Raw genomic sequence first — 17,365 nt, forward strand, 5'->3', positions numbered from 1 at the left:
TTTCTCAACTCCCTTAACCAACTCAAACCCGTGGCTGTCATCGCGCGAGAGAATATCCAGAATCACCAGGCGCAATTCACCGTGACCAAAGAAACGCTGCCGACGACCGCCGCCGCGACCGTGGCGACCACCGCAGCATTGACCGTGTTCATGCTGGTGACCGTGCCCGCAGTGCTCGTGTTCTGACTTCTCACCTTTACAGCAGCCTTCATGGCGTGGCTGGCCTTCATGTTTACAACACCCTTCGTGATGATGGCTCATATCAGCCTCCTTTTGCTTAATTAGATATATCTAATTTATATCTGACATGAGCATTGCTGCAAGTACAAAAATGATTTTTAAACTCAGATGTACTCAACATGTAGGCCGGGTAAGGCGTTCACGCCGCATCCGGCAGCCTTGCTACGGTGCTGAATGACTTCACATACTTCAGATATATCAGTACTACAAATTGCTTGCATTTATCATGATTAACAATCATTATCATTTGCGAATTTTATTTAGATATATCTGATTACCATCACGAAGGCGATAACAATGAATAACTCTCCCCGCTACCCACAGCGCGTTCGCAATGATCTGCGCTTCCGTGAACTGACCGTGTTACGCGTTGAGCGCATCAGCGCCAGTTTTCAGCGCATTGTCCTCGGCGGCGAGGCGTTGGACGGTTTTACGTCGCGCGGCTTTGACGATCACAGCAAACTCTTCTTTCCTCAACCTGACGCTCACTTTGTACCGCCAACGGTAACAGAAGAGGGTATCGTCTGGCCGGAAGGGCCACGCCCGCCGTCGCGCGACTATACGCCACTGTATGATGAGCAGCGCCATGAACTGGCGATCGATTTTTTTATTCATGACGGCGGTGTCGCCAGCGGCTGGGCGATGCAGGCGCAACCGGGCGATAAACTCACAGTAGCCGGACCGCGTGGTTCGCTGGTGGTGCCGGAAGATTATGCGTATCAGCTGTATGTCTGTGATGAATCCGGAATGCCCGCACTGCGCCGCCGCCTGGAAACGTTGAGCAAACTTGCCGTTAAACCGCAAGTTACCGCGCTGGTCAGCGTGCGGGATAACGCCTGTCAGGATTATCTCGCGCACCTTGACGGTTTTAACATCGAGTGGCTGGCGCATGATGAGCAGGCGGTGGACGCGCGTCTGGCGCAGCTGGAAATTCCTGCCGATGATTATTTCATCTGGATAACCGGCGAAGGTAAGGTGGTTAAGAATTTAAGCCGCCGCTTTGAAGCGGAACAATATGACCCACAGCGGGTACGCGCAGCGGCTTACTGGCACGCAAAGATTGATATATGAAAAAAGGCTGACGATTTCTCGTCAGCCTTTGCGGTATCTGGTGGCCCCTGCTGGACTTGAACCAGCGACCAAGCGATTATGAGTCGCCTGCTCTAACCACTGAGCTAAGGGGCCATGGTAGCGGATTATAAAGTAACTCCGTGCCGCGATCCAGCCATTAGCGTGCGGCTGCTGTTTTTATAAACAACGTGTTTTCAATTCGTTATACTTCCTGCGGGTTGTGTTGTTCAGGAGTTAATATGGTTGACGATATTCTTGCGCCAGGATTGCGTGTGGTGTTTTGTGGCATCAATCCGGGTCTTTCTTCCGCAGAGTCTGGCTTTCCGTTTGCCCATCCGGCAAATCGCTTCTGGAAGGTGATTTATCAGGCCGGATTTACCGACCGTCAGTTGAAGCCACAGGAAGCGCAGCATCTGCTGGATTATCGTTGCGGTGTTACCAAACTGGTAGATCGTCCAACGGTGCAAGCCAATGAAGTTTCAAAGCAGGAGTTGCACGCAGGCGGGCGCAAGCTGATTGAAAAAATTGAAGATTATCAGCCGCAAGCGTTGGCGATTCTGGGCAAACAAGCATATGAACAGGGATTCAGCCAGCGCGGTGCACAATGGGGGAAACAAACGCTCACCATTGGTTCGACGCAGATTTGGGTGTTGCCGAATCCCAGCGGTTTAAGTCGCGTTTCACTGGAGAAACTGGTTGAGGCGTATCGGGAACTGGATCAGGCGCTGGTCGTGCGTGGGCGATAAAAACGCCACCGAAAAGGTGGCGTTTGTGCAGAGGGATAAGTGCCGGATGCGGCGTAAACGCCTATCCGGCTTACCGATTAATCGTCCAGGAAGCTACGCAGTACTTCAGAACGGCTTGGGTGACGCAGTTTACGCAGCGCCTTCGCTTCGATCTGACGGATACGTTCACGGGTAACGTCGAACTGTTTACCCACTTCTTCCAGCGTGTGGTCGGTGTTCATGTCGATACCGAAACGCATACGCAGAACTTTCGCTTCACGCGCGGTCAGCCCAGCCAGCACGTCGTGCGTTGCCGCACGCAGGCTTTCGGTGGTCGCAGAATCCAGCGGCAGCTCGAGGGTGGTATCCTCGATGAAATCACCCAGATGCGAATCTTCATCATCACCGATCGGCGTTTCCATGGAGATTGGCTCTTTGGCGATCTTCAGCACTTTGCGGATTTTGTCTTCCGGCATCAGCATACGTTCAGCCAGTTCTTCCGGCGTCGGTTCACGACCCATTTCTTGCAGCATCTGGCGAGAAATACGGTTGAGCTTGTTGATAGTCTCAATCATATGCACCGGAATACGGATGGTGCGCGCCTGATCTGCGATAGAGCGGGTGATCGCCTGACGGATCCACCAGGTTGCGTAGGTGGAGAACTTGTAACCACGGCGGTATTCGAATTTATCAACCGCTTTCATCAGACCGATGTTGCCTTCCTGAATCAGGTCAAGGAACTGCAGACCACGGTTGGTGTATTTCTTGGCGATAGAAATAACCAGACGTAAGTTCGCTTCAACCATCTCTTTCTTCGCACGGCGGGCTTTCGCTTCGCCGATGGACATACGACGGTTGATATCTTTAACCTGCTCGATGGTCAGGCCGGTTTCTTCTTCAATCTGCTGCAGTTTCTGCAGGGCGCGATGCACTTCTTCAGAGACATCGTGCAGTTTTTCCGACCACGGCTTGTTCATCGCAATTGCCGCGTTGAACCAGGTATCGCTGGTTTCGTTGCCGGTAAACAGGGTAATGAAGTTTTTCTTCGGCATTTTGCACTGCTCAACGCAGAGCTTCATGATCAGACGTTCTTGTGTACGAACGCGATCCATCATGACGCGCATACTGTTGACCAGGTAGTCAAACTGCTTCGGCACCAGGCGGAACTGTTTGAATACTTCAGACAGTTTCAGGATCTCTTCCTGAGCGGCAGCGTGGCTGCGGCCTTTCGCTTTAATGGTGTCACGCGTTACAACGTACTGAGCGCGCAGTTCAGCAAATTTTTCGCGAGCCAGCTCCGGGTCGATGCTGTTGTCATCGTCGGCACTGTCGTCGTCGGCATCTTCTTCGTCTTCATCTTCGTCATCGTCCAGATCTTCCTGGGAAAGCTCAGAACCGACGTGAGTGGCGGTTGGTGCCAGATCTTCTTCTGCGTTCGGGTCAACAAAGCCAGTGATCAGATCGGACAGACGCGCTTCTTCTGCTTCAACACGATCATACTGTTCCAGCAGATAGGTGATCGCTTCCGGATATTCAGCAACGGAGCATTGAACCTGGTTGATCCCGTCTTCGATGCGTTTAGCGATGTCAATTTCGCCTTCGCGGGTCAACAGTTCAACGGTGCCCATTTCACGCATGTACATGCGTACCGGGTCAGTCGTGCGCCCGATTTCAGATTCCACGCTGGAAAGCACCTGCGCGGCGGCTTCGGCAGCATCTTCGTCTGCTGTGTTTTCAGCCAGCATCAGGTCATCGGCATCCGGCGCTTCTTCCATCACCTGAATGCCCATGTCATTGATCATTTGGATGATGTCTTCGATCTGATCGGAATCGACGATATCTTCCGGCAGATGGTCATTGACCTCGGCATAGGTCAGATAGCCTTGCTCCTTACCACGGGTGACAAGAAGTTTCAGCTGTGACTGCGGGTTTTGCTCCATAAGACGGTATCCACACTTATTTCATGAGGTTGGTGTTGGGCGATTGACCGGATATCATTCAGACGTTAATACTGAAATCCAACGGTTATTTACCGCCAACGATAATTACGAGGGCGTACTTATATCATTGCCGCTGCCTCTCAGTGCGGCTGTCGGGGGCTTCCCGATCGCTATTCGGCACTTAAGCCGTTAAATCACTTTTTCGCCAGTTCCTGGTTTAATGTCCAGAGTTCCAGGCGTTCTTCATTACTTAAACCATGGGTGCGCTCACGAGCGATTAACTCTTCCTGGCGCAGTTCAAGCAACGAATCAAACATATGGTTGAGTGAGTCGGTGAAGGTTTGCTCAGCAATATTCTTATCTGCTATATCGTCCCACATCGACAGTTTTTCAAGGGTGGCAGCATTATTTGTACCACGATAGTGCTCTAAAAGTTGCCCGGTGGTCAGACCTGGCTGAGAGAGACAAGTGTTGACCAGTTCTCTGAATAAGCCAAGTCCAGGAAGCTTATTTTGATCCAGATTCTCAAGCGGCGGGACTAACGTCGCTAATTCTGGATTTTGCACCAGCAACCCTATAAGTATACGCATGGTCGTGCGTTTTAGCTGCGGAACAGGACGAGAAACGCCGTTCTCTGCTGCTTTCGGCATTAATCGTTCAAGCTGGCTGTCATCAAGTATGCCTAACTTGTTGCCTAATTCCTGACGAAGATAGATGCGCAGCGTTTCTCCTGGCACCTGAGAAATCAGTGGCAGCGCCAGCGTACTTAAACGTGCGCGCCCGTCAGGGGTACTCAGGTCAACCTGCGGCATCAGGCTGTTAAACAGAAACGCGGAGAGCGGCATTGCCTGCTCCATTCGCGCTTCAAACGCCTCTTTACCCTCTTTGCGCACCAGTGTGTCTGGGTCTTCGCCATCGGGTAAAAACATAAAGCGTAACTGACGGCCGTCTGTCATATAAGGCAGCGCAGTTTCCAGCGCCCGCCAGGCGGCATCGCGACCTGCACGGTCGCCGTCATAACAGCAAATGACATTGTTGGTCGCGCGGAACAATAACTGAATGTGATCGGCAGTGGTTGACGTACCCAGCGATGCAACGGCGTAATTAATACCGTATTGTGCCAGAGCCACCACGTCCATATAGCCTTCGACCACCAACAGACGCTGGGGTTCAGCGTTATCCTGCTGCGCTTCATAAAGACCGTAAAGCTGGCGGCCTTTATGGAAAATGTCCGTTTCCGGTGAGTTCAGGTATTTGGGGGTATCGTTGCCCAGCACGCGCCCGCCAAAACCAATCACCCGACTGCGCTTATCGCGAATAGGGAACATCACCCGTTCGCGGAAACGATCGTAACTGCGACCCTGATCGTTGGTGACCAACATGCCCGCATCAATCAATGACTGGCGATTTTCTGGATTGCCGCCAAACCGTTTCAGGACGTTGTCCCAGCCGGGGGGGGCAAAACCAATCGCAAAGCGGGCGATAACCTCGTGGCTTAATCCGCGTTTTTCCAGATACTGGCGCGCAGATGTGGCAACAGGTTGTTGTAAAGATTGTTGGTAAAACGTATTCAGACCGTCCATCAACTGATAAAGCGTTTGCCGTTGATGGCGCTCTATCTGGCTGGGGCCGCTGCCTGCTTCAAATGGCACTTCAAGATTGTGCATTGCTGCCAGCTCTTCGACCGTTTCGACGAACTCAAGCTTGTCGTAGTTCATCAGAAAGTCGATCGCGTTGCCGTGCGCACCACATCCAAAGCAGTGGTAAAACTGTTTCTCACCGTTGACGGTGAATGACGGGGTTTTCTCGTTGTGGAATGGACAACACGCGTGAAAATTCTTGCCCTGCTTTTTCAGCTTCACACGGGCATCGATCAGATCGACGATGTCAGTGCGTGCCAGCAGATCATTAATGAATACGCGTGGGATTCGTCCAGCCATAGGCCCCGATTTTTAGCAATTCATAAACGAAAATAAGCCGCGCATTCCTTTCGGAAGCACGGCCTTACAACTACAACTCGGTCTGATCGGAGAGCAACGCTCTCAGGGAATTAGTACAGACGAGTACGGCGTGCGTTTTCGCGAGCCAGTTTCTTCGCGTGACGTTTCACTGCAGAAGCTTTAGCGCGCTTACGTTCGGTAGTCGGTTTTTCATAGAACTCACGACGACGAACTTCCGCCAGAACACCTGCTTTTTCGCAGGAACGCTTGAAGCGACGCAGAGCTACGTCGAACGGCTCGTTTTCACGTACTTTAATTACCGGCATGTGCCTCTCACCTTTGATTAATTCGGTTTGCCGCTGGCATCAACGCCAGCTTATTTCAAAATGGTGCGGAATTTTACTGCAATTGCTGCTGCTTTGTAAAGCACCGCGACCTCTTTTGAAAGGGACTTTTATAAGGGTGAGGAGTATACACGAGGCTTTCTCCAGGGGCGAACAAAGTTTTACATCAACCCGCATTGGTCCTACACTGCGCGGTAATAAAGCGAGGTAAAACAAGTCATGCGTGTACTGGGTATTGAAACTTCCTGCGATGAAACCGGCATCGCCATTTACGACGATGAAAAAGGTTTGTTAGCCAACCAATTGTATAGTCAGGTGAAATTACACGCTGACTATGGCGGCGTGGTGCCTGAACTGGCCTCCCGCGATCACGTGCGTAAAACCGTACCGTTGATCCAGGCGGCGCTGAAAGAGTCTGGTTTGACGGCAAAAGATATTGATGCCGTGGCCTATACCGCAGGCCCAGGATTAGTCGGCGCGCTGCTGGTTGGTGCGACCGTGGGACGTTCTCTGGCGTTTGCCTGGAACGTTCCGGCGATTCCTGTGCACCATATGGAAGGGCATCTGTTAGCACCGATGCTGGAAGATAACCCGCCGGAATTTCCGTTTGTCGCATTGCTGGTTTCCGGCGGTCATACGCAGTTAATCAGCGTTACCGGCATTGGTCAGTATGAGCTGCTCGGCGAGTCCATTGATGATGCCGCTGGTGAAGCGTTTGATAAAACCGCGAAGCTGCTGGGGCTGGATTATCCAGGCGGGCCGCTGCTGTCGAAAATGGCGGCTCAGGGTACTGCCGGGCGCTTTGTCTTCCCGCGTCCGATGACCGACCGTCCGGGGCTGGATTTCAGCTTTTCTGGTCTGAAAACCTTCGCCGCGAACACGATTCGTGATAACGGCACCGACGACCAGACGCGTGCTGATATCGCCCGCGCTTTTGAAGATGCGGTGGTCGATACGCTGATGATTAAGTGTAAGCGTGCGCTGGATCAGACGGGCTTTAAGCGACTGGTAATGGCAGGCGGCGTGAGTGCTAACCGCACGCTGCGGGCGAAACTGGCGGAAATGATGAAAAAGCGTCGCGGCGAAGTGTTCTACGCGCGTCCGGAATTTTGTACTGATAACGGCGCGATGATCGCCTATGCCGGAATGGTGCGGTTTAAAGCAGGCGCGACGGCGGATCTCGGCGTTAGCGTGCGTCCGCGCTGGCCGCTGGCGGAGTTACCGGCTGCGTAAAACTCTCGGGTGCCGGAGAGCAATTTCCGGCACCGTCCTCACTTAAAGCAACACCACGGGCATCCACAGTAAGCCGGTAATCACCAGCAACACGAGGAATATCAGCCCAAAAATCGCCCCCAGTCGCCAGTAATCCACCGTTGGCAGATAACCACTACCGTAGTAAATCGGACTGGGCCCGGTGGCGTATGGCGTAAGAATGCTCCCCAGACCAATTGCCGCGCCAACCATCAGGCAGAACACCGGCAGCGGGATTTCCGGCATCGCCAGCGCGGCGGCAATCATCATCGGCGCGAGAGCGGAGGTATACGCCGTGGCGCTGGCAAAAAAGTAGCGCAGCAGATAAAACACCACAATCAACGCCATCATCACCATCGTCGGCGAATAACCACTTAAGCTGCCTGCTAACAGTTTGCCAAACCAGCTAATAAAACCGGTGTTGTTGAGTCCGGTGGCGAGGGTGATTAGCGAGGCCAGCCAGAAGAAAACGTTCCACGCTGCTTTATTACTGACAATATCGTCCCAGCTGATAATGCGCAGAAGCAGCATCAGTGCCACCACGCTGTAACCGACCATCGCAGCATCGATATAATCACCGCCGAAAATCCACAGAACCAGCGCGCCCACCATCAGCCCCAGCATCCGTTTTTCACGCGAACAGAGTGGCCCCATCGCTTGCAGTTCCGTCTCTGCCCAACGCGGCACCTGATCACCAGACTTCAGTACCGGTGGGTATAGCACGTAAGCCAGCCAGGGAACCAGCAGAACCAGTAAAATACTGAGCGGCAACATCCCGAGGAACCAGTCGCCCCAACTCAGCGTGGCGTGAGATGCGCTTTTCATCAGTCCAATTAGCAGCAAGTTAGGTGCCATCGCCGTCAGGAAAATGGCGCTGGTCACGCAGTCGGCAACAATTCCCATCCACATGATGTAGGAGCCAATGCTGCGCGAACTGCTGTCGTTCGGCTGTGATTGATAGAGCGGCGGCAGGTTACGGATGATGGGATAGATAATCCCCGCACCGCGCGCTGAGTTGGAAGGTGTTACAGGTGCAAGGACTAACTCGGAGAACATCACCACATAGCCGAGAAACAGCGTGCGATGCCCCATCTTTTTCACCAGAATCAGCGCAATGCGACGTCCAAGTCCGGTTTTTTCATAGCCAGTGCCAAACATAAAGGCGGCGAAAATCAGCCAGATAACCGAATTAGAAAAACCGGAAACCGCCCAGGAGAGGGATTTAGCGGTGAATTTAAAGCCTGGCTGGGCGAGCTGTTCGGGGCTAAACAGCAGCCAGGGCGAGAGAATGGCGATGATGGATATACCCACCATCGCCACCACGGCACCCGGCACGGGTTCGAGGATCAGTCCAACGATCACGCCAGTAAAAACAGCAAAGTAGAGCCATGTATGACTCTCCAGCCCTGCGGGAACCGGAAGTAGAGCAATAATGGCGATGACCGCCAGCGGCGCAAGGTATCGCCACCATTCAGTGGAAGGTTTCATCGTGTTATGCCTGCGAAAAAAAGGAGAGGGGGTGAGCCTCTCCGGGAGGGTTATTTGATGTAATGGACGTGCTCGCAGATCTCTTCCACGATGGGATCGCGGCGTTCGGCGAACAACTTTTTGTTTTCGGCTATCAGGTTGTTGCCGTGGGTATCAATAGAGACAATCAGCGGGCCGAACTCTTTGACCCGGCAGACCCACAGTGACTCCGGCATCCCGAGTTCTGTCCAGTGCACCTCTTCAATCTCTTCCACCTGGGTTGCCGCCAGCACCGCGCAGCCTGCCGGGAAAATCACATGTAGCGCCTTGAATTTCTGACAGCCTTCTTCGGTCAGCGGCCCCATTCCGCCTTTGCCGACCACCAGTTTCACGCCGGTCTGCTCGATAAATTCACGTTCAAAACTTTCCATACGCATACTGGTTGTCGGACCGACGGAAACCATTTCCCATTTGTCGCCGTTTTTGCGCACGATGGGGCCAGCGTGGAAAATCGCTTTGCCGTTGAGATCGTAAGGGATCGGACGTTTCAGTTCGATCAATCGGCGGTGACAAACGTCACGGCAGGTCACCAGCGTACCGGTCAGGTAGATCACATCGCCGACGCGAATATCTTGCAGATCTTCAGCTTTGATCGGGGTTGTCAGGATCTTTTTCATAACGCGCTCCGGGTGTGAGAAAGGTTTTCAAAGGAGAGATCGGCATGAACCAGCAGCGTACCGCGACGATGCGCCCAGCAGCCGGTAGAGACAGCGACGCCGATGGTAGACGGATGGCGAGCGGCAGATTCGATATGTACGCCCATCACTGAACTGTTGCCAGTCAGCCCTTGTGGGCCAATTCCCAGACGGTTGAGTCCTTCTTCCAGGCGTAGCTCCAGCTCTGCCGCTTTTGGATTGGGATGGCGGCTGCCAATCGGGCGCAAAATGGCTTTACGTGAGAGCACGGCGGCGGTTTCCACCGAGGTGGCGATGCCTACACCTACCAGTACCGGTGGACAGGCGTTTACGGCGAGGGTGGAGATATTTTCGAAGACGAATTTCACCACGCCTTCGTAGCCTTCCGATGGCATTAACACTTTTGAGCGGCCAGGTAGCGTGCAGCCGCCGCCAGCCATGTAAACTTCGATTTCCGCGTCGTCACCGTCGGGGACGATATCCCAGGTAACCCACGGTACGCCGCTACCGGTATTTTTGCCGGTGTTCACTTCGTCAAAAATTTCCACCGCGTTGTGGCGCAGTGGCGCTTTGACGGTCGCCTCTTCCACGGCTTGCTTAAGAATGCTTTGCAGTTCGCCAAGCAGCGGGAAACGGGAACCGACCTTAACAAAAAACATGATTTCGCCGGTGTCCTGACAGGCCGGGCGATTCAGGTCGATCGCTTTTTGCATGTTATCGAACATCGTGTGGTAGATGATTTTCCCCATCGACGACGTTTCGGCGTCCCGAAGCTGTTTTAGTTTATCCACTACGTCATCAGGCATTCGGGTAGAAATCATGGCGGTAAAGTTAGCGACAATCTCTGTCAACTTATTCACTTCCTGTTGCTTATTACTTTCGCTCATCATGGCAACTCCAGTTTCTATATTTGTCTGGAAAAATTTACCGTCACAAACTACCACTAAAAATGTGGTTTTATATTTTTTGCCACCGTGAATATGTAATTAACAGTTCGTGAATCAACACGAAAATAAGAATGAATATTGCGCCAGAGCAGGGAATGGAAATGTTTTGCGAAATACACTGAGCCAGTCAAAATTGCGGATAGTTAACGATGCTGAATAGCTGGCCTTTAGCCAAAGACTTGCAGGTACTGGTAGAAATCGTCCATAGCGGCAGTTTTAGTGCCGCAGCGGCGACGCTTGGGCAGACGCCCGCATTTGTCACCAAACGAATCCAAATCCTTGAAAACACGCTGGCAACGACGCTACTTAACCGCTCCGCTCGCGGCGTGGCACTGACTGAAAGTGGCCAACGTTGTTACGAACATGCGCTGGAAATCCTCACCCAATATCAGCGACTGGTCGATGACGTCACGCAAATCAAAACGCGCCCGGAGGGGATGATTCGTATTGGCTGTAGTTTTGGTTTTGGGCGCAGTTATATTGCACCAGCCATTACCGAACTGATGCGCAATTACCCTGAGTTACAGGTGCATTTTGAATTGTTCGATCGGCAAATTGATTTAGTGCAGGATAATATTGATCTGGATATTCGTATTAATGATGAAATCCCTGATTATTATATTGCGCATCTTTTGACAAAAAATAAAAGAATATTATGCGCAGCACCTGAGTATCTGCAAAAATATTCCCAGCCACAATCCTTACAGGAATTAAGTCGTCATGACTGTCTGGTGACCAAAGAGCGCGATATGACCCACGGAATATGGGAGTTGGGGAACGGTCAGGAGAAAAAATCGGTGAAGGTAAGCGGGCATCTTTCCTCCAACAGCGGTGAGATAGTGCTGCAATGGGCACTGGAAGGTAAAGGGATTATGCTGCGTTCCGAATGGGATGTGCTGCCGTTTCTGGAGAGTGGCAAACTGGTGCGAGTATTGCCGGAATATGCACAAAGCGCCAATATCTGGGCTGTCTATCGGGAGCCACTCTATCGCAGTATGAAGTTGCGCGTCTGCGTAGAGTTTCTGGCGGCGTGGTGCCAGCAACGGCTGGGCAAGCCCGCCGAAGGCTATCAGGTTTTGTAAACCTGCCAGAAATCACTGCGGATCTTTTTCGCGCTTTCTTTTAAATTTCGTCCAGATTTTTGTCTCCTGGCGACGCCACAGACGCTGGATGTTGTCATGATGACGCAGCAGGATCAGGCAAGAGAGCATAGAAACCGGAAAGGTGAATTGTGGCTTAAACCACCAGACATAAAACGGAGCAATCAGTGCGCTGACAATCGCTCCCAGCGACGAATAACCGCTGAGTAAAATGGTTAACAGCCAGGTTCCCGCCATCACACCCGTTAAATCCCAGCCAATTGGTGCGATTGCGCCAAAAGCGGTGGCAACGCCTTTTCCCCCTTTAAAACCGAAGAAAACCGGCCAGATGTGTCCTAGACAGGCGGCGATGGCAATTAAGCCTAGCCAGAAGGGGCTGACACCTAATTCATACGCGCCCCAGACGGGTAACATTCCTTTCAGAACGTCGAAAATCAGCACTGCTACGGCTGCTCCCTTGCCACCGATACGTAACACATTGGTGGCGCCGGGATTGCCGGAGCCGCTGGTTCGCGGATCGGGCAGCCCACACAAGCGGCAAACCAGAATGGCACTGGAAATGGAGCCGCAGAGGTACGCGATGAGGATCATTCCAGGCGCGATTGCACTCATAAGCTGTTCCGTTTTGAAAATTCGTGTTCAACGATGAATCTGTGGATAATACGCACATTTCGCCGGAAGTGGTATCCGGTTAGCCAAAAAGCAGGCAGGACGTGATGGATATTGTATTTATAGAGCAACTTTCGGTAATCACCACTATTGGTGTTTACGACTGGGAACAGACCATCGAACAGAAGTTGGTGTTCGATATCGAAATGGCGTGGGATAACCGTAAAGCGGCGAAAAGCGATGATGTGGCGGATTGTCTCAGCTACGCTGACATTGCCGAAACGGTGGTCAGCCACGTCGAGGGCGCGCGTTTTGCACTGGTGGAACGCGTGGCGGAAGAGGTGGCGGAGCTGCTGTTGACTCGCTTTAACTCGCCGTGGGTGCGTATCAAACTCAGCAAGCCAGGCGCAGTGGCGCGTGCGGCGAATGTTGGCGTCATCATTGAGCGTGGCAATAATCTGAAAGAAAATAATTAATTTTACAGCTGTTAAACCAAACGGTTATAACCTGGTCATACTGCAGTAGTTCGGACAAGCGGTACATTTTTATAATTTAGGGGTTTATTGATGAGCGATATGCACTCGCTGCTGATAGCGGCAATATTGGGTGTGGTCGAAGGATTGACAGAATTTCTGCCGGTATCCAGCACGGGCCATATGATTATTGTCGGTCATTTGTTGGGATTTGAGGGCGACACGGCGAAAACCTTTGAAGTCGTGATCCAGTTAGGATCAATTCTGGCGGTAGTAGTGATGTTCTGGCGGCGTCTGTTTGGCCTGATTGGCATTCACTTTGGGCGTCCGTTGCAGCACGAAGGAGAAAGCAAAGGTCGGTTAACGCTGATCCACATTTTGCTGGGGATGATCCCGGCGGTGGTACTGGGGCTATTGTTCCACGATACGATTAAGTCGTTGTTTAACCCGATAAATGTGATGTATGCGCTGGTTGTTGGCGGTCTGTTGCTGATTGCCGCTGAATGCCTGAAGCCGAAAGAGCCGCGTGCGCCGGGTCTGGATGATATGACGTATCGTCAGGCGTTTATGATTGGCTGTTTCCAGTGTCTGGCGCTGTGGCCGGGTTTCTCCCGTTCCGGGGCGACCATTTCAGGTGGGATGCTGATGGGGGTGAGCCGTTACGCTGCTTCCGAGTTCTCGTTCCTGCTGGCGGTGCCGATGATGATGGGCGCAACGGCGCTCGATCTCTACAAAAGCTGGGGCTTCCTGACAACCGGCGATATCCCGATGTTTGCCGTTGGGTTTATCACCGCTTTTGTGGTGGCGCTGATAGCGATTAAAACCTTCCTGCAACTGATTAAGCGCATTTCGTTTATCCCGTTCGCCATTTATCGCTTTATTGTGGCGGCTGCGGTGTACGTTGTGTTCTTTTGATTGAGAAAAGGTTCGGGAGCAGGCCTGGTTTTCTCCCTCGCTCTGTAGGGAGAAGGCCGGGGTGAGGGTGATTGTTCGCACCGGTGCTGGTCTGTTCCCCTCACCCTAACCCTCTCCCCGAAGGGGCGAGGGGACGGTTCGTGCTAACGTTTAGTTTTATACTCATTCAGGCTTTGGGCAACGTTGTTCCTTCCAGCTGGCTACCGCCGCAATCCTCCGTCGGGTCAGCTCCTCGCGAATCTCCACACCTTTAAATCCCGCTTCAACGACGGCTTTTGTTGGTACTGACTGTGCCACTTCCCAGGCCTCGCGCAACCAGCGGCCTTGCGGGTAGTCCGCCGATTCAAAACCGGTTCTGCCGCGCACGTCAGCCTCGCTGGTCAGCGCCAGTTGCTCGACACGCTGCGGTTTACGCCAGGCATCGATGGAATCAAACAATTTGACGATGGTTTTTGGGTTCAGCATTGGGAAGGTGTGGATGAGATCGTGAAACTCCGCCACCAGTTTAGCTAAGTCGCGGATTTCATTAGGCACGCGCAGACGCTGACACAGTTGCTCCACTAACTTCACGCCAGCCGGACCGTGACCGTGATGACGCGGCCAAAGCTCTGGGGGCGTCAGTCCTTTACCGAGATCGTGGCATAAAGTTGCGAAACGGACATCGACCTGCGGACTCAGCATCGCCGCCATTGAGAGCGTCATTAAGGTGTGAATACCGGTATCGATTTCCGGGTGCCATTTCGCCGGAGCGGGGACACCAAACAACGCGTCGATCTCCGGGAATAAAACGCGTAGTGCGCCGCAATCACGCAATACCTGGAAGAAAACTTGCGGATTGCGTGTGGTGAGGGCGCTTTCCGTCTCTTTCCACACCCGTTCAGGCGTCAGGTGTTCCAGTTCACCTGCGTGGGTCATCTCGCGCATCAGCGCCAGAGTTTCATCGGCAATACGAAAACCAAGGTGGGCATAACGCGCAGCAAAACGCGCCACGCGCAGTACGCGTAACGGATCTTCGCCAAAAGCGGGGGAAACATGGCGCAACAGACGATTTTGCAGATCGCCCAGACCGTTGTACGGGTCGATAATCTCGCCGTTATCGTCCTGGGCCAGCGCATTAATGGTCAGATCGCGACGCTTAAGATCATCTTCCAGCGTGACATCCGGTGCGGCATAGCAGGTAAAGCCGGTGTAACCGGAACCGGATTTCCGTTCGGTACGTGCCAGCGCATACTCTTCATGCGTTTGCGGATGCAGAAAAACAGGAAAATCGCGGCCTACCTGCTGGTAGCCCGCGTCGAGCATCTCCTGTGGCGTACTGCCGACCACCACCCAATCTCTGTCTTTGACCGGTAGCCCTAACAATGCATCCCGAACAGCACCACCGACCAGATAAATCTTCACGCCATCTTCCCTTCGTCAAATACACAATTCCTAATAATAAGACAGTGCAACGAAGAAGGCGATTTAGTTCATCCAGCGATCTTTACGTTTGCGCGTTGGGATCAGGTGCGGCAATACCAGACCGAGCAGCAAGCCAAGTCCCAGCACGCCGCCACCATACATAAACCACTGCATAATGATGGTGCGCTGTTTGTCATCCAGCTGAACGCTGGCGGCATCGACTTTTTTCTGCGCGACAATCAGTTCGTTTTTCAGCTTCTGATTTTCTTCTTTTAACCCGTTGATCACACTGTCGCTCTGCGCCACTTTTTGCTGCATTTCTGCGGTGCGCTGATTCCAGGTGTTATCGATATTGGTGAGCTTATCGGTCAGAGTTCTGACCTGATTTTCCAGATCTGGCACGCGGGAGCGCAGGCTTGGCTCAGTACTCAGTTGTTTCAACGGGATCCAGGCGGTACGGCCGGAGCTGTCTTTCACCTGGGCATAATTGGTGTTGGCGTCAGTTTGTAATAATGTCACTTCTTCACCGGCGTTCACGGTGCCCACGAGGCGATAATGATCTCCCGGACCACTGCGAACCCAGGTATTCAGTTCGTCAGAAACATAGCGTTTTTCTTCCGCGTGAGAGACGGCAGTGGCGCTAAGCGCGAGTAAAGTTAGTGCGATCAGGCGTAATTTTGGCATCAGGCTGTCGTTATTGTCATGGAAAGTGGAACGATAGTAGTGGCATCAGTGTTGCTGCGCAAAGCATTCGGTATCAATCAGAATCCTCTGTGTCAGCTTTTGCCACTGTCTCAAACTTTTACGCCCGTCAAAATGTTCGTTGCATGGCAATTTGGCGCAAAATACTATCTACTGACAAAAAAGATCGCATTTAGTTCGCCGTTCATCGTCACTTATGTGACATAACCGATAAGTAAAGGCCATGGCTCAGGAAATCGAATTAAAGTTTATTGTTAATCACAGTGCCGTTGAGGCGTTGCGTGACCATCTCAATACGCTGGGCGGCGAGCATCATGATCCCGTGCAGTTACTGAACATTTACTACGAAACGCCGGATAACTGGCTGCGTGGGCACGACATGGGGCTGCGTATTCGTGGCGAAAACGGTCGCTATGAGATGACCATGAAAGTTGCCGGACGGGTAACGGGCGGATTGCACCAGCGCCCGGAATATAACGTGGCGTTGAGTGAACCGACGCTCGATCTGGCGCAGTTACCGACGGAAGTCTGGCCAAACGGTGAGTTACCTGCCGATCTCGCGTCCCGCGTGCAGCCGCTGTTCAGCACCGATTTTTATCGCGAAAAATGGCTGGTGGAGGTCGATGGCAGCCAGATTGAAATCGCTCTCGATCAGGGCGAGGTGAAAGCCGGTGAATTTGCTGAACCTATCTGTGAGCTGGAACTGGAGCTGCTTAGCGGTGAAACGCGCGCGGTGCTGAAACTGGCGAACCAACTGGTATCGCAAACCGGATTACGCCAGGGCAGCCTGAGTAAAGCAGCGCGTGGCTATCATCTGGCGCAGGGCAATCCCACGCGTGAAATCAAACCCACCACCATTCTGCATGTTGCGGCAAAAGCCGATGTGGAACAGGGGCTGGAAGCGGCGCTGGAGCTGGCGTTAGCGCAATGGCAATATCATGAAGAGCTGTGGGTGCGCGGCAACGATGCGGCGAAAGAGCAGGTGCTGGCAGCCATCGGTCTTGTTCGCCATACGCTGATGCTGTTCGGTGGTATTGTGCCAAGAAAAGCGAGCACTCACTTACGTGACCTGCTGACCCAATGCGAGGCGACCATTGCTTCTGCGGTTTCTGCCGTGACGGCGGTCTACTCTACCGAAACGGCAATGGCGAAGCTGGCGTTGACCGAATGGCTGGTCAGCAAAGCCTGGCAGCCGTTTTTAGATGCCAAAGCGCAGGGCAAAATGAGCGACTCCTTTAAACGCTTTGCCGATATCCATCTTTCCCGCCATGCCGCTGAACTGAAAAGCGTTTTTTGCCAACCGTTGGGCGATCGCTACCGTGACCAGTTACCACGTCTGACGCGTGACATTGACTCAATACTGTTGCTGGCGGGTTACTACGATCCTCTCGTTGCGCAAGCCTGGCTGGAGAACTGGCAGGGACTGCGTCACGCCATTGCGACCGGGCAACGCATTGAAATTGAACATTTCCGTAATGAGGCAAACAATCAGGAACCGTTCTGGTTGCACAGCGGAAAACGTTAATCAGGCAAGGATAAAATCGC

At 52.8% G+C, this 17,365-nt stretch carries 16 protein-coding genes, 1 tRNA gene and 1 pseudogene; 7 read left to right on the plus strand and 11 right to left on the minus strand.

The features are described 5' to 3' along the window. A pseudogene (locus A7098_RS21405) lies at positions 1–261 on the minus strand (PadR family transcriptional regulator); the annotation flags it as partial. Between the two features lie 276 nt (positions 262–537). On the opposite strand from A7098_RS21405, the gene nfeF reads away from it, so the two are divergent. Next, the gene (nfeF, locus tag A7098_RS21410) at positions 538–1,311 is read left to right on the plus strand and encodes an NADPH-dependent ferric chelate reductase NfeF (RefSeq protein ID WP_085461207.1); all 774 of its coding nucleotides are present in this window, start codon (positions 538–540) and stop codon (positions 1,309–1,311) included. Between the two features lie 38 nt (positions 1,312–1,349). Here nfeF and A7098_RS21415 read toward each other — a convergent pair. Beyond that, positions 1,350–1,425, minus strand: a tRNA-Ile gene (locus tag A7098_RS21415). A 125-nt stretch (positions 1,426–1,550) separates the two neighbouring features. Here A7098_RS21415 and mug point away from each other — a divergent pair. Beyond that, positions 1,551–2,057, plus strand: a complete 507-nt coding sequence (mug, locus tag A7098_RS21420; RefSeq protein WP_000227303.1) for a G/U mismatch-specific DNA glycosylase — start codon at positions 1,551–1,553, stop codon at positions 2,055–2,057. A 77-nt stretch (positions 2,058–2,134) separates the two neighbouring features. On the opposite strand, the gene rpoD is transcribed toward mug, so the two are convergent. From rpoD to rpsU, 3 genes are all read right to left on the minus strand, one after another. Further along, positions 2,135–3,976, minus strand: a complete 1,842-nt coding sequence (gene rpoD, locus A7098_RS21425; RefSeq protein WP_000437367.1) for an RNA polymerase sigma factor RpoD — start codon at positions 3,974–3,976, stop codon at positions 2,135–2,137. A 194-nt stretch (positions 3,977–4,170) separates the two neighbouring features. Beyond that, complete coding sequence (gene dnaG, locus A7098_RS21435) at positions 4,171–5,916, minus strand: DNA primase (protein ID WP_032226322.1); 1,746 nt, start codon at positions 5,914–5,916, stop codon at positions 4,171–4,173. A 110-nt stretch (positions 5,917–6,026) separates the two neighbouring features. After that, positions 6,027–6,242, minus strand: a complete 216-nt coding sequence (gene rpsU, locus A7098_RS21440; protein WP_001144069.1) for a 30S ribosomal protein S21 — start codon at positions 6,240–6,242, stop codon at positions 6,027–6,029. A 237-nt stretch (positions 6,243–6,479) separates the two neighbouring features. Between rpsU and tsaD the strand changes: the two genes are divergently transcribed. Continuing rightward, positions 6,480–7,493, plus strand: coding sequence for a tRNA (adenosine(37)-N6)-threonylcarbamoyltransferase complex transferase subunit TsaD (gene tsaD / locus A7098_RS21450; RefSeq protein WP_001264365.1), 1,014 nt, complete (start codon positions 6,480–6,482; stop codon positions 7,491–7,493). A 42-nt stretch (positions 7,494–7,535) separates the two neighbouring features. Here the strand turns inward: tsaD and ttdT are convergent, their stop codons facing one another. The 3 genes from ttdT to ttdA are packed head-to-tail and all read right to left on the minus strand — an operon-like array spanning position 7,536 to position 10,563. Further along, on the minus strand, positions 7,536–8,999 hold the full coding sequence (gene ttdT, locus A7098_RS21455; protein ID WP_105281386.1) for an L-tartrate/succinate antiporter: 1,464 nt from the start codon (positions 8,997–8,999) through the stop codon (positions 7,536–7,538). 50 nt (positions 9,000–9,049) lie between these two features. Next, on the minus strand, positions 9,050–9,655 hold the full coding sequence (gene ttdB / locus A7098_RS21460; RefSeq protein ID WP_000722957.1) for a L(+)-tartrate dehydratase subunit beta: 606 nt from the start codon (positions 9,653–9,655) through the stop codon (positions 9,050–9,052). Beyond that, entirely contained in the window at positions 9,652–10,563 is a 912-nt protein-coding gene (gene ttdA / locus A7098_RS21465; protein WP_105281387.1) for a L(+)-tartrate dehydratase subunit alpha, read from the minus strand. The genes ttdB and ttdA overlap by 4 nt, the downstream gene beginning before the upstream one ends. A 206-nt stretch (positions 10,564–10,769) precedes the next feature. On the opposite strand from ttdA, the gene ttdR reads away from it, so the two are divergent. Further along, positions 10,770–11,702: an L-tartrate utilization transcriptional activator TtdR gene (gene ttdR / locus A7098_RS21475; RefSeq protein WP_000935221.1), complete on the plus strand. Its 933-nt coding sequence runs from the start codon at positions 10,770–10,772 to the stop codon at positions 11,700–11,702. A gap of 12 nt (positions 11,703–11,714) precedes the next feature. Here ttdR and plsY read toward each other — a convergent pair whose 3' ends face one another. After that, positions 11,715–12,332 carry a glycerol-3-phosphate 1-O-acyltransferase PlsY gene (plsY, locus tag A7098_RS21480; protein ID WP_001272794.1) on the minus strand — a complete coding sequence of 206 codons (618 nt, stop codon included), beginning with the start codon at positions 12,330–12,332 and terminating at the stop codon, positions 11,715–11,717. Positions 12,333–12,436: 104 nt separating this feature from the next. Between plsY and folB the strand changes: the two genes are divergently transcribed. Together folB and bacA are read left to right on the plus strand one after the other, a co-directional pair. Further along, positions 12,437–12,805 (plus strand): bifunctional dihydroneopterin aldolase/7,8-dihydroneopterin epimerase, encoded by a 369-nt coding sequence (gene folB, locus A7098_RS21485; protein WP_010347879.1) that lies wholly within the window; start codon positions 12,437–12,439, stop codon positions 12,803–12,805. Between the two features lie 90 nt (positions 12,806–12,895). Beyond that, on the plus strand, positions 12,896–13,717 hold the full coding sequence (bacA, locus tag A7098_RS21490; protein ID WP_001305111.1) for an undecaprenyl-diphosphate phosphatase: 822 nt from the start codon (positions 12,896–12,898) through the stop codon (positions 13,715–13,717). A gap of 162 nt (positions 13,718–13,879) precedes the next feature. On the opposite strand, the gene cca is transcribed toward bacA, so the two are convergent. Beyond that, complete coding sequence (gene cca, locus A7098_RS21495; RefSeq protein ID WP_105281388.1) at positions 13,880–15,118, minus strand: fused tRNA nucleotidyltransferase/2',3'-cyclic phosphodiesterase/2' nucleotidase/phosphatase Cca; 1,239 nt, start codon at positions 15,116–15,118, stop codon at positions 13,880–13,882. Between the two features lie 63 nt (positions 15,119–15,181). Further along, entirely contained in the window at positions 15,182–15,802 is a 621-nt protein-coding gene (locus tag A7098_RS21500; RefSeq protein ID WP_001125317.1) for a TIGR04211 family SH3 domain-containing protein, read from the minus strand. A 241-nt stretch (positions 15,803–16,043) separates the two neighbouring features. Between A7098_RS21500 and ygiF the strand changes: the two genes are divergently transcribed. After that, the gene (gene ygiF / locus A7098_RS21510; RefSeq protein WP_032226317.1) at positions 16,044–17,345 is read left to right on the plus strand and encodes an inorganic triphosphatase; all 1,302 of its coding nucleotides are present in this window, start codon (positions 16,044–16,046) and stop codon (positions 17,343–17,345) included. Positions 17,346–17,365: the final 20 nt, after the last annotated feature.

Origin of the sequence: Escherichia sp. MOD1-EC7011 (assembly GCF_002965005.1) — a bacterium.
GTDB classification, from domain to species: Bacteria; Pseudomonadota; Gammaproteobacteria; order Enterobacterales; family Enterobacteriaceae; genus Escherichia; species Escherichia ruysiae.